Here is a 12,974-nt window from a genome sequence, read left to right as displayed (position 1 = left end):
CTCAGACCTCGAGGAGGAAGGTCACCGGGCCATCGTTGACCAGGTGCACCTGCATCTCGGCGCCGAAGCGCCCGGTGGCGACCTGGGCGTGCCGCGCCCTGGCCTGCTCGACCAGCAGCTCGAACAGCGCGGCGCCCAGGGCCGGCGGTGCGGCGCTGGAGAAGCTCGGGCGCAGGCCGCTCTTGGTGTCGGCGGCCAGGGTGAACTGCGACACCAGCAGCAGGCCGCCGCCGACATCGCCGAGGGACAGGTTCATCTTGCCCTCGGCATCGCCGAACACCCGGTAGTTGAGCAGCTTGTGCAGCAGCTTGGCGACCGACTCCGGCGTGTCCTGGGGTTCCACGCCGACCAGCGCCAGCAGGCCCTGATCGATGGCCCCGACCACCTCGCCGGCGACTTCCACCCGGGCGCCGCGCACCCGCTGGATCAGCGCCTTCATGCTTCGTCCGGCGCCAGGTTGAGCAGGCGCCGGGCCATCTGGTTGGCCGCCCGCACCAGCGCATCGGTGATGCCGACCTCGGCCGCCGAGTGGCCGGCATCGCGGATGATCTGCAACTCGCTGTTGGGCCAGGCCTGGTGCAGCTCCCAGGCGTTGTCCAGGGGGCAGATCACGTCGTAGCGGCCATGCACTATGACCCCCGGCAGGTGGGCTATCTTGCTCATGTCGCGAATCAGCTGATCGGCCTCGAGGAAGGCGTTGTTGACGAAATAATGGCACTCGATGCGGGCGATCGACAGGGCGCGGTGTGCCTCGCTGAAGCGCTCGACCACCTGCGGGTTGGGGCGCAGGGTGGCGGTGCGTCCCTCCCAGCTGGACCAGGCCTTGGCCGCGTGCATCTGGGCGATCTGGTCGGTGCCGGTCAGGCGCTTGTAGAAGGCCTGCATCAGGTTGCCGCGCTCCTCGACCGGGATCGGTGCCACATAGTCCTGCCAGTAGTCGGGGAACAGGCGGCTGGCGCCCTCCTGGTAGAACCAGTGGAACTCCTGGGGGCGGCACAGGAAGATGCCGCGCAGGATCAGCCCATGCACCCGCTCGGGGTGGGTCTGGGCATAGGCCAGGGCCAGGGTCGAGCCCCAGGAGCCGCCGAACAGCACCCACTTGTCGATGCCCAGGTGCTCGCGGATGCGCTCGAGGTCGGCGACCAGGTGCCAGGTGGTGTTGTTTTCCAGGCTGGCATGGGGCGTGGAGCGCCCGCAGCCGCGCTGGTCGAAGGTGACGATGCGGTACAGGTTGGGGTCGAAGAAGCGCCGGCTCAAGGCGTCGCAGCCGGCACCGGGACCGCCGTGGATGAACACCACCGGCAGACCGTCCGGCGAGCCACTCTCGTCCACGTAGAGCACGTGCGGCTCTTCCACCGCCAATTCATGGCGGGCGTGGGGTTTGATCTCCGGATACAAAGTCTGCATGACATGCTCCTGAATTTAGGCGTACGGTGCGTTCCAGGCTTCGGCGAGAGCGCTAGACGTCCCCTCGGGGGCCGTTGAGCTGCCGGGTCCCGCTCTGCCCCGCATCATAACCATGAAAAAGGAGTTCGACATGCCGGCACGGAAATTTGCCCTGGGTTTCCTGATGTTTTTCACCCTGCTCGGCGGCTGTGGTGGCCGCGAAGACCCGCAGGCCTCCCTGGAGGCCGCCGTGCAGCAGCTGCAGGACAACCTCGAGGCCAAGGACAGCGGCGCGGTGATGGAGCAGCTGCACCCGCAGTTTTCCGCCCAACAGCAGTTCGACGCCGACTGGGCCAGGCGCACCATGACCCTGCTGTTCCTGCGCCACCGGCAGGTGCGGGTGCTGGCCCTCAGCCGCAACAGCTACCTCGACGCGACCTACGGCGAGAAAGGCTACACCGAGGCCCAGGTCGCCCTGACCGGCGCCGAGGGCTTGATACCCGACAGCGCCCGCCACTATGGGGTGAAACTGGAGTGGTGGCTCGACGATGGCCAGTGGAAGCTGGCGCGCCTGAACTGGGACTGAATCCCGCCGCGCAGCGCCAGGCTGCGTGGCGGGAGCGGCGCCTTACCAGTCCCAGTCGAGGGACAGGTTGACGCCGTGCTGGCGATCCTCGGTGCCGCGCAGCTGGTAGGCCGCGCGTACCCGCAGTGACTCGGCCAGCGCGTGGCTGATGCCCAGGCCCGCCAGGGTCTGGCCGCTGGCGGCGGTATGGCCTTGCAGCTCGAAGCTGTTGCCGGCCACCGCGCTCAGCCCCAGGCGCAACTGGCGCGCATCGTCCTCGAACTCACGCTCGCGGGCGATCTCGCCGAACACCTGGGTCGCCGGACTCAACTGGTAGTTGGCCTGCAGGCCGATGCCCAGGCGCCGGCTGTCGCGCTGCTGATCGGCGAAGTGCAGCGCCGTGGCGCGCTGGCCGCGCTCGCGATAGCCATCCACATCCACCCGGGCGTAGTCGGCGCTGATGAAGGGGCTGATCCGCCAACCGCTGCCGGCATTGGCCAGGTCGTAACCCAGGCGCCCGGACAGCGCCCAGAGCCGGCCATCGGTGTCGCCCTTCTCGCTGCGCTCGCTGATGCCCAGGGCAAACTGGCGATCGAGGTCGTGGTAGTCCAGATGGCCCAGGCTGAGGCTGGCATCGGCCCACACGCGCCCGTTCTGGTACTGGGCAAAGGTGCTGAGCAGGTAGCTGCGCAGGTCGTACTCGGAGTCGGCCTCGCCGGCCTCCAGGCTCTGCTCCTGCAGGCCCAGGGCCAGGCCCAGGCGCCAGTTGTCATCCAGCCGGTAGCTGCCGCCCAGGTTCAGGCCATAGGCGTCGCTGTCGCCCGCGGCCACCGCCTCGCCTTCCTGGAAACTCTGACGCTGGCCACTGGCATCGACGAAGCTGCGCCACCGGCCGACGGCCTGCCAGGCGCCGCGGTCGGCCTGCCAGGTGCTGCGCAGCTGCTGCTGATGGCCGGTGAGGCTGGCCATGGCCATCTCCGGCAGCAGCGAGACCTGCCAGGGCGCGGCGAGAATCGAGAAGACATAATCGGCGCTGATCTGCTGCACCGCCGCGGTGGGGTGCACGCCGTCGTTGAACAGCAACTTGTTCGGGTTGGGCGAGGCGCCGCCCAGGCCCCAGGTCGGGTCGGCCAGGCAGCCACTGCCGCTGAAGCAGACATCGGTCTGGCTGACCAGCGGGTCGAAGCCATAGGTTGCCAGGTCGCCCTGCACCTCGCTCAGCAGGCCGCGGAAGTTCAGGCGGATGACATTGCCGCCCAGGGCCGACAGCTGGCTGGCCAGCGCATCGTTGTACAGCGCCGCAGCGCCGGACCAGGCCGCGCGAAAGCCGCTGGCGAAACCGGCGGGGCTGAGGCCGACGTCCGGCAGGTCGGAGACGATGATGGTGCGCGCCCCCGCCCGCTGCAGGGCGGCGACCCCGGCCACCAGGTTGGCGGCCGCTGCGGCGGCGCTGGCCGGGTTGGTGATCACGCCTTGCAGCACGTCGTTGCCGCCGCCGTTGACATAGAACAGCGCGTCGGGATCGACCCGCGGCACATCCACCAGGTAGCCGTTGCGCGTCCTGCTGATGCCCCCGCCGGCATTGACCACCGAACCGTTGGCCGCGGTGATCGAGGCGAGGATCTGGTCGGTGCGATAACCACCGACCGCATAGTTGCTGCCATCGGCATTGCCGGTCAGCACCTGGGGCAGGATCGGCGTGGAAGGCAGGGCCTGCAGGCCGAGGTGGGCGGCCAGGCGCTGGGTGGAGACCGCGTCGAAGTATTCGCTGTTGTTCGCCAGGAAGTTGGGGCCGGTGCGGTTGGTGAAACGCAGGCCGCCGGTCGGGTTACCGCCCAGCAAGGGGCTGCCGGTATCGGGGAACTGGCCGCTGTCACTCAGCGAGTCGCCGAAGATCACCAGTTGCGAGTAGGGATTGGCGTGGGTGGCGGCCGGCATTGCGGCCAGGAGTACTGCTGCGGTCAGGGCTTTGAGGGGAAAAGTCATGGCTACTCCGTCTTGTTGTATTGCCCGCAGGCAAGCGCAACAGAGTAGCCAGTCGATCGACTGTCGCCCCTCCCCCAAATGGGCGAGGCCGCGGGGCGCCCCTCACCCCCCGTAGCGCTCGCGCCCCCAGGCGAGCAGGGTCTCGAGCAGGTCGCGGATGACCGCCCGGGTCGGGGCGGCGAGGTCGCTGCGGTAGGCGTAGGGCGGCTGCTCGTCCATGTAGTTGCACTGCGCCAGCTCCAGCTGCACGGCATGCACCTGCTCCCCGGGGCGACCATAGTGACGGGTGATATGCCCGCCCTTGAAACGGCCGTTGAGCGCCTGGCTGTAACCCTCGGCCCGCGCGCAGCTGGCCTGCAGGCGCGCGGCCAGCTCGGGCGCGCAGCTCGCCCCGCTGTGGGTGCCCAGGTTGAAGTCCGGCAGGCGGCCGTCGAACAGACGCGGCACCCGCGAGCAGATCGAGTGGGCGTCGAACAGCAGGGCATAGCCGAACTCGGCCTTGAGCCGCGCCAGCTCGGCGGCCAGGCACTGGTGATAGGGCGTCCAGATCCGCGCCAGATAGTCCGCCCGCGCCGCGGCTGAGGGCTGCTGCCCCGGGCGGAACAGCGGCGTGCCGTCGAACAGGGTCTCGGGAAACAGGCCGGTGGTGGCGCTGGCGTACAGGGGCGTATCGTCCGCCGGGCGGTTGAGGTCGATGACGAAGCGCGAGTACTGCGCCGCCAGGGTGCTGGCCCCCAGCTCGGCGGCGAAGTCGTACAGCCGCGGGATATGCCAGTCGGTGTCCGGCAGGCTGCGCGCCTGCTCCACCAGGCCGGCCTCGACCTCGTCCGTCAGGCGGGTGCCGGCGTGGGGCATGCTGATCAGCAGCGGGACGCGACCGCGGCTGAAGCTCAAGACCTCATCCATGCCGCACCTCCCGGCCATGGCGGACGACCCGCTTGGGCAGTTCGCCGCCCAGCCAGTAGGCCAGTTCCGCGGGGTGGCGGATGTCCCAGGCGACGAAGTCGGCGACCTTGCCGACCTCCAGGCTGCCGTGGCTGGCGCCCAGACCGAGGGCGCGGGCGGCGTGCAGGGTGACGCCGGCCAGGGCCTCCTCCGGGGTCAGGCGGAACAGGGTGCAGGCCATGTTCATCATCAGGCGCAGCGACAGCGCCGGCGAGGTGCCGGGGTTGAGGTCGCTGGCGATCGCCATGGCCACGCCGTGCCGACGCAGCGTCTCGATGGGCGGCAACTGGGTCTCGCGCAGGAAGTAGAAGGCTCCCGGCAACAGCACCGCCACGCTACCGGCGGCGGCCATGGCCTGCACGTCGGACTCGTCGATGAACTCCAGGTGATCCGCCGACAGCGCGCCGTAGCGTGCCGCCAGGCTGGCGCCGTGCAGCGAGGAGAGCTGCTCGGCATGCAGTTTGACCGGCAGGCCCAGTTCGCGGGCGCGCTGGAACACCCGCTCGACCTGCGCCGGAGAGAAGGCCAGGTACTCGCAGAAGGCATCGACCGCATCGATCAGCCCCTCGTCGGCCAGCACCGGGAGGATCTCGTGGCAGACCAGGTCGATATAGGCATCGGCGCGTTCGGCGTACTCGGCCGGCAGGGCATGGGCCGCCAGGCAGGTGGCGCGCACGGTGACCGGCAGGTGCTCGCCGAGACGGCGGATCACCCGCAGCATCTTGCGCTCGCTGGCCAGGTCGAGGCCGTAGCCGGACTTGATCTCCACCGTGGTCACCCCCTCGCGCAGCAGGCTGCGCAGGCGCCGAGCGGCGCTCGCCAGCAGCTGCTCCTCGCCGGCCTCGCGGGTGGCGCGCACGGTGCTGGCGATGCCGCCACCGGCGGCGGCGATCTCGGCATAGCTGACGCCCTGCAGGCGCTGCTCGAATTCGCCGCTGCGATCGCCGCCGAACACCAGGTGGGTGTGGCAATCGATCAGCCCCGGGGTCAGCCAGGCGCCGCCGAGGTCGATGTGCTCGGCAGAGTCGGCGACCGGCAGCTCGGCGCGCGGGCCTATCCACTCGATGAGGTGGCCGCGGGTGACCACGGCCGCATCCTCGATGATCGCGTAGCGTCCATCCGCCAGGGTGGCGGCATGGCAGTTATGCCAGACGGTGTTCATCGGACCGCTCCACTTTGCCTAACCATATGCATCTCCTCCTCGTGCCGACCGGCCCCGCCCCAGATCACAGGCTCGGCAGCAGCGCCGTCGGCACCAGCGCGTTCAGTACCCGCTCGGCCAGCAGCTCGCTGGCCGCCTCGATGTCGGGGGCGAAGAAGCGGTCGCGCTGGTAGTGCGCCACTTTCTCGCGCAGGGTGTGGCGCGCCTGCTCCAGCTTCGGCGAGGTCTTCAGGCCCTCGCGCAGGTCCAGGCCCTGGCAGGCGCCCAGCCATTCCACGGCGAGGATGCCGCGCACGTTGTCGGCCATCTCCCACAGGCGCTTGCCGGCGGCCGGGGCCATGGACACGTGGTCCTCCTGGTTGGCCGAGGTCGGCAGGCTGTCCACGCTGTGCGGATGGGCCAGGGCCTTGTTCTCGCTGGCCAAGGCCGCCGCGGTGACCTGGGCGATCATGAAGCCGGAGTTGACCCCGCCGTTGGCCACCAGGAAGGGCGGCAGCTGCGACATGTGCTTGTCCATCATCAGCGAGATGCGCCGCTCGGACAGCGAGCCGATCTCGGCGATGGCCAGGGCCAGGTTGTCGGCGGCCATGGCCACCGGCTCGGCGTGGAAGTTGCCGCCGGAGATGATGTCGCCTTCCGCGGCGAACACCAGCGGGTTGTCCGACACCGCGTTGGCCTCCACCGCCAGCACCTCGGCGGCCTGGCGCAGCTGGGTCAGGCAGGCGCCCATGACCTGAGGCTGGCAGCGCAGGGAGTAAGGGTCCTGGACCCGGTCGCACTGCTCGTGGGACTGGGCGATCTCGCTGCTCGGCGTGAGCAGGTCGCGGTAGGCCGCGGCCGCGTCGATCTGCCCGCGCTGACCACGGGCGGCATGGATGCGCGCATCGAAGGGCGAGCGCGAGCCGAGCATGGCCTCGACGCTGAGGCCGCCGCACACCAGCGCCCCGGCGAACAGGTCCTCGGCGGCGAACAGGCCGCGCAGGGCATAGGCGGTGGAGGCCTGGGTACCGTTGAGCAGGGCCAGGCCCTCCTTGGCCGCCAGAGTCAGCGGCTCCAGGCCGGCCACGGCCAGGGCCTCGACGGCCGTCAGCCACTGGCCGCGATGGCGCGCCTTGCCCTCGCCGAGCAGTACCAGGGACATGTGCGCCAGGGGCGCCAGGTCACCGGAGGCACCCACCGAGCCCTTGAGCGGGATATGCGGGTAGACCTCGGCGTTGACCAGGGCGATCAGCGCGTCGATCACCTGGCGACGAATGCCGGAGAAGCCACGGGCCAGGCTGTTGACCTTGAGCACCATGATCAGCCGCACCAGGTCGTCGTCCAGCGGCCGGCCGACGCCGGCGGCATGGCTCAGCACCAGGGAGCGCTGCAGGTTCTCCAGGTCCTCGCTGGCGATGCGGGTCTGGGCCAGCAGGCCGAAGCCGGTGTTGATGCCGTAGACAGTGCGCTTGTCGGCCAGCACCTGCTCGACGCAGGCGACGCTGGCGTCGATGGCCTCGGCGGCGCTGGCGTCCAGGCTCAGGTGCACCGGCCCCTGGTGGACCTGGCGCAGTTGGGCCAGGGTCAGCTGGCCGGGAACGATATTCAGGGTGCTCATGTTCAGGCTCCTTTGCCCGAGGTGATCATCGGCAGGTTGAGGCCCTGCTCATGGGCGCAGTCGATGGCGATCTGGTAACCGGCATCGGCGTGACGCATCACCCCGGTGGCCGGATCGTTGTGCAGCACCCGGGCAATGCGCGCGGCGGCCTCGTCGCTGCCGTCGCAGACGATCACCACCCCGGAGTGCTGGGAGAAGCCCATGCCGACGCCGCCGCCATGGTGCAGCGAGACCCAGGTGGCGCCGCTGGCGGTATTCAGCAGGGCGTTGAGCAGCGGCCAGTCGGACACGGCGTCGGAGCCGTCCTGCATGGCCTCGGTCTCGCGGTTGGGGCTGGCCACCGAACCGGAATCCAGATGGTCGCGGCCGATCACCACCGGGGCGCTCAGTTCGCCGCTGCGGACCATTTCGTTGAAGGCCAGGCCGAGCTTGGCGCGCAGCCCCAGGCCGACCCAGCAGATACGCGCCGGCAGGCCCTGGAAGCTGATGCGCTCGCGGGCCATGTCCAGCCAGCGGTGCAGGTGCTCGTCGTCGGGGATCAGTTCCTTGACCTTGGCGTCGGTCTTGTAGATGTCCTGCGGGTCGCCGGACAGCGCCGCCCAGCGGAACGGGCCGACGCCGCGGCAGAACAGCGGGCGGATATAGGCCGGGACGAAGCCGGGGAAGTCGAAGGCGTGCTCGACGCCCTCCTCCAGGGCCATCTGGCGGATGTTGTTGCCGTAGTCGAAGGTCGGCACGCCCTGCTTCTGGAAGTCGAGCATGGCCTGCACGTGCACGGCCATGGACTGCTTGGCGGCCTTGACCACCGCCGCCGGCTCGCTCTGCGCGCGGTCGCGGTACTGCTCCCAGGTCCAGCCGATCGGCAGGTAGCCGTTGAGCGGGTCGTGGGCGCTGGTCTGGTCGGTGACCAGGTCCGGGCGCACGCCGCGCTTGACCAGTTCCGGCAGAATCTCGGCGGCGTTGCCGTGCAGGGCGATGGAGATCGCCTTGCCCTCGGCGCAGTACTTCTCGATGCGGGCCAGGGCGTCGTCGAGGTCCTTGGCCTGCTCGTCGACGTAGCGGGTCTTCAGGCGGAAATCGATACGACTCTGCTGGCACTCGATGTTCAGCGAGCAGGCACCGGCCAGGGTGGCGGCCAGGGGCTGGGCGCCGCCCATGCCGCCGAGGCCGGCGGTAAGCACCCACTTGCCCTTGAGGTCGCCGTTGTAGTGCTGGCGACCGGCCTCGACGAAGGTCTCGTAGGTGCCCTGGACGATGCCCTGGCTGCCGATGTAGATCCAGGAGCCGGCGGTCATCTGGCCGTACATGGCCAGGCCCTTGGCGTCCAGTTCGTTGAAGTGCTCCCAGGTGGCCCAGTGCGGCACCAGGTTGGAGTTGGCGATCAGCACGCGCGGCGCATTGCTGTGGGTCTTGAACACGCCGACCGGCTTGCCCGACTGCACCAGCAGGGTCTCGTCGTCGCCCAGCTGCTTGAGCGACTCGACTATCGCGTCGAAGCACTCCCAGTTGCGCGCGGCGCGGCCGATGCCACCGTACACCACCAGCTCCTTGGGGTTCTCCGCGACCTCGGGGTCGAGGTTGTTCATCAGCATGCGCAGCGGCGCCTCGGTCAGCCAGCTCTTGGCGTTCAACTGGCTGCCGCGCGGGGCGCGGATTTCGGTATCGCGGAAACGACTGGACGTGCTCACAAGGAATCCTCCGGTAAAAGATCGCCGTCAGCCTGTCTCATGCGGGAGTGCTGTGGCTGGGCATGGCGATAATATAAACATGTCTATACAACCATAATCAAGCATAGCCCAATAGACTCGCGCCGCCTCACCGAACCCTCCCGGCGCTCGGTTCCCCGAGCGGGCCTCTTTGACTGAGCTTAATCCTTCGAGATCAGGACCTTGCGCCGGACGGACGAGCGCGTCGGCCTGATCGGCGCCACGCCGGGAGCCGCCGATGACGAGCGATGCGAGACGCCTAGGCCCCTGGACTCAGCTCGATAAGGCAGCAAGCCCCGGGACTGTCCGCCTCTAGCTCCAGCTCCAACAGGTCCTGGTCATGTTCGATCTGCAGGCAGTCGTAGCGCCCCAGGGTGGCGCCATCCGCCCCCGCCACGCGCACCCGCAGCGCCTCGCCCGCCGCGAACAGCAACAGGGTCGGCGCGCAAGCGAACAGCCGCTGCGGCCGTTCCAGCCCCAGCCATTGCAGGCGGGCGGCGTAGCGCCGGGGTGCATAGATCAGGTTGAAGTCGCGAATGGCGCCGCCCAGCAGCTGGCATTCCACCCGACTGTCGCCGGCGAAGGCGAAGGGGTCCAGCGGCAGCAGCGGCCGCGAGGGCACGTCATCGACCCGCAGGCGCATGCCCTCGCCTTCCAGCACGGTGATCACCCGCTGGTAGCCGGAGAAGCTGGAGAAGCCGCCCGACTCGCCGATGTCGGCGATCGACAGGCGCCAGCCGAAACCGTCCAGGCCTTCGCCCCGGTCCCGGGCGATCTCCAGGGTGCTGCCCGCGCCGTTCTTCCAGGGCATGCGCGGATAGTCGGCGGCCCGGTGCAGATGCAGACGGGTCATGAGCCGAAGCGTCCTTCCAGGCGATGGCGCGAACCCGGGTGCAGCAGCCGCGCGAAGGTCACGGTGCGCGGCCCCGACCAGGTGCGCCGGCGGATCAGCAGGCAGGGTTCGCCCCGCTCGATCTGCAGCAGCCGGCACTCCTCCGGCTCGGCGAGAATCGCCTCGACCACGTGCTCGCCCTCCGTCAGCGGTGCGACCCGCGACAGGTAGGCGTAGGGCGTCTGCCGGACGAAGTCCTGCTGCAGGTAGTCCGGTGCCACCGCCGCGTTGACGTAGCGATCTTCGAGCTGCACCGGCACATCGTTCTCGTAGTGCACGATCAGCGAGTGGAACACCCGCTGGCCCTCGCGCAGGTCCAGGGCCAGGGCCCGCTCCGGGTTGGCCAGCTCCTCCCCCAGACGAATCAGCTTGCTGCGGTGGCGGTGGCCACGGGCGGCGATCTCGTCGGCGATGTTGTTCACCGCGAACAGCGCGGAGCGCCCCTTGGGCTCGGCGACGAAGGTGCCGACCCCCTGCATGCGCACCAGCAAGCCCTCGCTGGTCAGCTCGCGCAGGGCGCGGTTGATGGTCATGCGGCTGAAGCCCAGCGCCTCCACCAGCTCGCTCTCCGAGGGCACCCGATGGTGCGCGGGCCAGGCGCCGCTGTGGATCTGCTGAACGATCATCTGCTTGACCTGGGCGTACAGTGGCGCCGGGCCCTCGCCGAGCTGGCCAGCCAGAACAGACGGCTTCGAGAATGGTTTCGTCATGGGGTGCCTCCTTGTCGGCCGGGTTCGGCAGTTTACGCCCGCCCTAAACACCTGTATATGTATATACAACCAAATACGAGCATCTAGGTCGAGCATTATGCCTGCATACCACGCTTCATGCGCATTGCTGCCCGAAGGCTGGGCGAAGAACGTGCGCCTGCATGTCGACGCCCAGGGCGAACTGGAACGCATCGAGGTCGGGGCGTCCGCCGACGGCGCCGAGCGCCTGCGCGGCCCCCTGCTGCCGGGCATGCCCAACCTGCATTCGCACGCCTTCCAACGCGCCATGGCCGGCCTGGCGGAAGTCGCCGGCGACCCCAACGACAGCTTCTGGACCTGGCGCGAGCTGATGTATCGATTGGTCGGCCGGCTCAGCCCCGAACAAGTCGAGGTCATCGCTCGCCAGCTGTATATCGAGATGCTCAAGGCCGGCTACACCAGCGTCGCCGAGTTCCACTATGTGCATCACGGGGTGGACGGCCAGGCCTATGCCGACCCGGCCGAGCTGGCCCTGCGCGTCAGCCAGGCGGCCACGGACGCCGGCATCGGCCTGACCCTGCTGCCGGTGCTGTACAGCCACTCGGGCTTCGGCGGCCAGCCGGCGAGCCCCGGCCAGCGCCGTTTCATCCACAGCACCGACAGCTACCTCGAGCTGCAGCGACGCCTGCAGTCGGCGCTGCAGGGCAAGGCGCTGCAGCGCCTGGGCCTGTGCTTCCACTCGCTGCGCGCGGTCACCCCCGAGCAGCTGCAGACGGTTCTCGCCGCCGACAGCGGCGAGCGCCCCATCCATATTCATATCGCCGAACAGCGCAAGGAAGTCGAGGACTGCCTGGCCTGGAGCGGCCGCCGCCCCCTGCAGTGGCTGTTCGACAATGCCCCGGTGGACAGTCGCTGGTGTCTGGTGCATGCCACCCACGCCGAGGCCGACGAGGTCGCCGCCATGGCCGCCAGCGGCGCGGTGGCCGGCCTGTGCCTGACCACCGAGGCCAACCTCGGCGACGGCCTCTTCCCGGCCGTGGACTACCTGGCCCAGGGTGGGCGCCTGGGCATCGGCTCGGACAGCCACGTCTCGGTCAGCCTGGTCGAGGAGCTGCGCTGGCTGGAGTACGGCCAGCGCCTGCGCGACCAGAAGCGCAACCGCCTGCATCGGGGCGACCAGCCGATGGTCGGTCGCACCCTGTTCGACGCCGCCCTGGTCGGCGGCGCCCAGGCCCTGGGGCAGCCGGTCGGCGCCCTGGCGGTGGGTAAGCGTGCCGACTGGCTGGTGCTGGACGGCGACGACCCCTATATCGCCAGCGCCCAGGACGACGCCATCCTCAACCGCTGGCTGTTCGCCGGCGGCGACCGGCAGATCCGCGATGTGATGGTGGCCGGACGCTGGGTCGTGCGCGATGGCCGCCACGCCGCCGAGCAGGAAACCAAACGGGCCTTCGCCCGGGTGCTGGGCGAGCTGCTCGACTAGGGGGCGGGCCGACTGTCGGGGGTGCGCCAGATCAGTCGCTCGGTGGCGTAGCCCTGCTCGCGCGCGACCTCCAGCAGCTTGTCGCGCACCGCCGGGGCGACCTGCGGCGTGCGCGTCAGCAGCCACAGGTAGTCGCGATCGGGGTGGCCGACCAGGGCGCTCCGGTAGTCGGCATCCAGGTACAGCACCCAGTATTCGCCGCGGGTCAGGCCAGGCAGCAGGCGGCTGAACCAGTTGTCGAACTGCACCCAGAGCCTGTCGGTCCGCCCCGCCACCTGGGCGACGGCGCGGCCCTCGACCTGTTGCCACTCGCCCTCGTGAGTGCGGCAGCGGTTGACCACCTTCAGGCTGCCGTCGTCCTGCAACCCATAGTGCGCCTCGGACTGGGCACAGTTGCGCTGGAAGAACATCGGCAGCCGCGCCAGTTCGTACCAGGTGCCCTGGTAACGCTGCAGGTCGACCCGCTCGACGGTTTGCGGCGGTGCCCCGGCCCCCGCGCCGGAATCCGAGGCGGCGCAGCCGGCCAGCAGCGCCAGGATCAGCAGACTCGACACGCCACGCAT

Annotated in this window: 12 protein-coding genes; 2 read left to right on the top strand and 10 right to left on the bottom strand. The window is 69.5% G+C overall.

Annotation, left to right across the window (positions count from 1 at the left end):
- Position 1: 1 nt before the first annotated feature.
- Together dtd and pip are read right to left on the bottom strand one after the other, a co-directional pair.
- The gene (gene dtd, locus SBP02_RS01935; RefSeq protein WP_318644738.1) at positions 2-439 is read right to left on the bottom strand and encodes a D-aminoacyl-tRNA deacylase; all 438 of its coding nucleotides are present in this window, start codon (positions 437-439) and stop codon (positions 2-4) included.
- The gene (gene pip, locus SBP02_RS01930; RefSeq protein WP_318644737.1) at positions 436-1,407 is read right to left on the bottom strand and encodes a prolyl aminopeptidase; all 972 of its coding nucleotides are present in this window, start codon (positions 1,405-1,407) and stop codon (positions 436-438) included. The genes dtd and pip overlap by 4 nt, the downstream gene beginning before the upstream one ends.
- A 130-nt stretch (positions 1,408-1,537) precedes the next feature.
- Between pip and SBP02_RS01925 the strand changes: the two genes are divergently transcribed.
- Entirely contained in the window at positions 1,538-1,972 is a 435-nt protein-coding gene (locus SBP02_RS01925) for a hypothetical protein (protein WP_318644736.1), read from the top strand.
- 42 nt (positions 1,973-2,014) lie between these two features.
- Here SBP02_RS01925 and SBP02_RS01920 read toward each other — a convergent pair whose 3' ends face one another.
- The 7 genes from SBP02_RS01920 to hutC all read right to left on the bottom strand — a co-directional run bounded on the left by SBP02_RS01920 (position 2,015) and on the right by hutC (position 10,949).
- A complete protein-coding gene (locus SBP02_RS01920) occupies positions 2,015-3,937 on the bottom strand; it encodes an autotransporter domain-containing protein (RefSeq protein ID WP_318644735.1) in 1,923 nt (640 codons plus the stop codon).
- Positions 3,938-4,039: 102 nt separating this feature from the next.
- Positions 4,040-4,843 (bottom strand): N-formylglutamate deformylase, encoded by an 804-nt coding sequence (gene hutG, locus SBP02_RS01915; protein ID WP_318644734.1) that lies wholly within the window; start codon positions 4,841-4,843, stop codon positions 4,040-4,042.
- On the bottom strand, positions 4,836-6,044 hold the full coding sequence (gene hutI, locus SBP02_RS01910; RefSeq protein WP_318644733.1) for an imidazolonepropionase: 1,209 nt from the start codon (positions 6,042-6,044) through the stop codon (positions 4,836-4,838). Before hutI ends, hutG begins: the two co-directional genes overlap by 8 nt.
- Positions 6,045-6,108: 64 nt before the next feature.
- A complete protein-coding gene (gene hutH, locus SBP02_RS01905) occupies positions 6,109-7,641 on the bottom strand; it encodes a histidine ammonia-lyase (protein ID WP_318644732.1) in 1,533 nt (510 codons plus the stop codon).
- Between the two features lie 2 nt (positions 7,642-7,643).
- Entirely contained in the window at positions 7,644-9,329 is a 1,686-nt protein-coding gene (gene hutU, locus SBP02_RS01900) for a urocanate hydratase (RefSeq protein ID WP_318644731.1), read from the bottom strand.
- 277 nt (positions 9,330-9,606) lie between these two features.
- The gene (locus tag SBP02_RS01895; RefSeq protein ID WP_318644730.1) at positions 9,607-10,200 is read right to left on the bottom strand and encodes a HutD/Ves family protein; all 594 of its coding nucleotides are present in this window, start codon (positions 10,198-10,200) and stop codon (positions 9,607-9,609) included.
- A complete protein-coding gene (gene hutC / locus SBP02_RS01890; protein ID WP_318644729.1) occupies positions 10,197-10,949 on the bottom strand; it encodes a histidine utilization repressor in 753 nt (250 codons plus the stop codon). The genes SBP02_RS01895 and hutC overlap by 4 nt, the downstream gene beginning before the upstream one ends.
- A 97-nt stretch (positions 10,950-11,046) precedes the next feature.
- Between hutC and SBP02_RS01885 the strand changes: the two genes are divergently transcribed.
- Positions 11,047-12,411 (top strand): formimidoylglutamate deiminase, encoded by a 1,365-nt coding sequence (locus SBP02_RS01885; RefSeq protein ID WP_318644728.1) that lies wholly within the window; start codon positions 11,047-11,049, stop codon positions 12,409-12,411.
- Here SBP02_RS01885 and SBP02_RS01880 read toward each other — a convergent pair.
- Positions 12,408-12,974, bottom strand: a complete 567-nt coding sequence (locus tag SBP02_RS01880; protein WP_318644727.1) for a lipocalin family protein — start codon at positions 12,972-12,974, stop codon at positions 12,408-12,410. The genes SBP02_RS01885 and SBP02_RS01880 overlap by 4 nt on opposite strands.

Source organism: Pseudomonas benzenivorans, from assembly GCF_033547155.1.
Lineage (GTDB): Bacteria > Pseudomonadota > Gammaproteobacteria > Pseudomonadales > Pseudomonadaceae > Aquipseudomonas > Aquipseudomonas benzenivorans_B.
This window is presented reverse-complemented; position numbering and strand designations above follow the sequence as displayed.

Bases quoted from the DNA above. Each gene is read 5' to 3' on its own strand.
- dtd (WP_318644738.1), bottom strand. From the start codon at position 439: ATGAAGGCGCTGATCCAGCGGGTGCGCGGCGCCCGGGTGGAAGTCGCC.
- hutI (WP_318644733.1), bottom strand. From the start codon at position 6,044: ATGAACACCGTCTGGCATAACTGCCATGCCGCCACCCTGGCGGATGGA.
- hutC (WP_318644729.1), bottom strand. From the start codon at position 10,949: ATGACGAAACCATTCTCGAAGCCGTCTGTTCTGGCTGGCCAGCTCGGC.
- hutH (WP_318644732.1), bottom strand. From the start codon at position 7,641: ATGAGCACCCTGAATATCGTTCCCGGCCAGCTGACCCTGGCCCAACTG.
- SBP02_RS01895 (WP_318644730.1), bottom strand. From the start codon at position 10,200: ATGACCCGTCTGCATCTGCACCGGGCCGCCGACTATCCGCGCATGCCC.
- pip (WP_318644737.1), bottom strand. From the start codon at position 1,407: ATGCAGACTTTGTATCCGGAGATCAAACCCCACGCCCGCCATGAATTG.
- SBP02_RS01885 (WP_318644728.1), top strand. From the start codon at position 11,047: ATGCCTGCATACCACGCTTCATGCGCATTGCTGCCCGAAGGCTGGGCG.
- SBP02_RS01880 (WP_318644727.1), bottom strand. From the start codon at position 12,974: ATGCGTGGCGTGTCGAGTCTGCTGATCCTGGCGCTGCTGGCCGGCTGC.
- hutG (WP_318644734.1), bottom strand. From the start codon at position 4,843: ATGGATGAGGTCTTGAGCTTCAGCCGCGGTCGCGTCCCGCTGCTGATC.
- SBP02_RS01920 (WP_318644735.1), bottom strand. From the start codon at position 3,937: ATGACTTTTCCCCTCAAAGCCCTGACCGCAGCAGTACTCCTGGCCGCA.
- SBP02_RS01925 (WP_318644736.1), top strand. From the start codon at position 1,538: ATGCCGGCACGGAAATTTGCCCTGGGTTTCCTGATGTTTTTCACCCTG.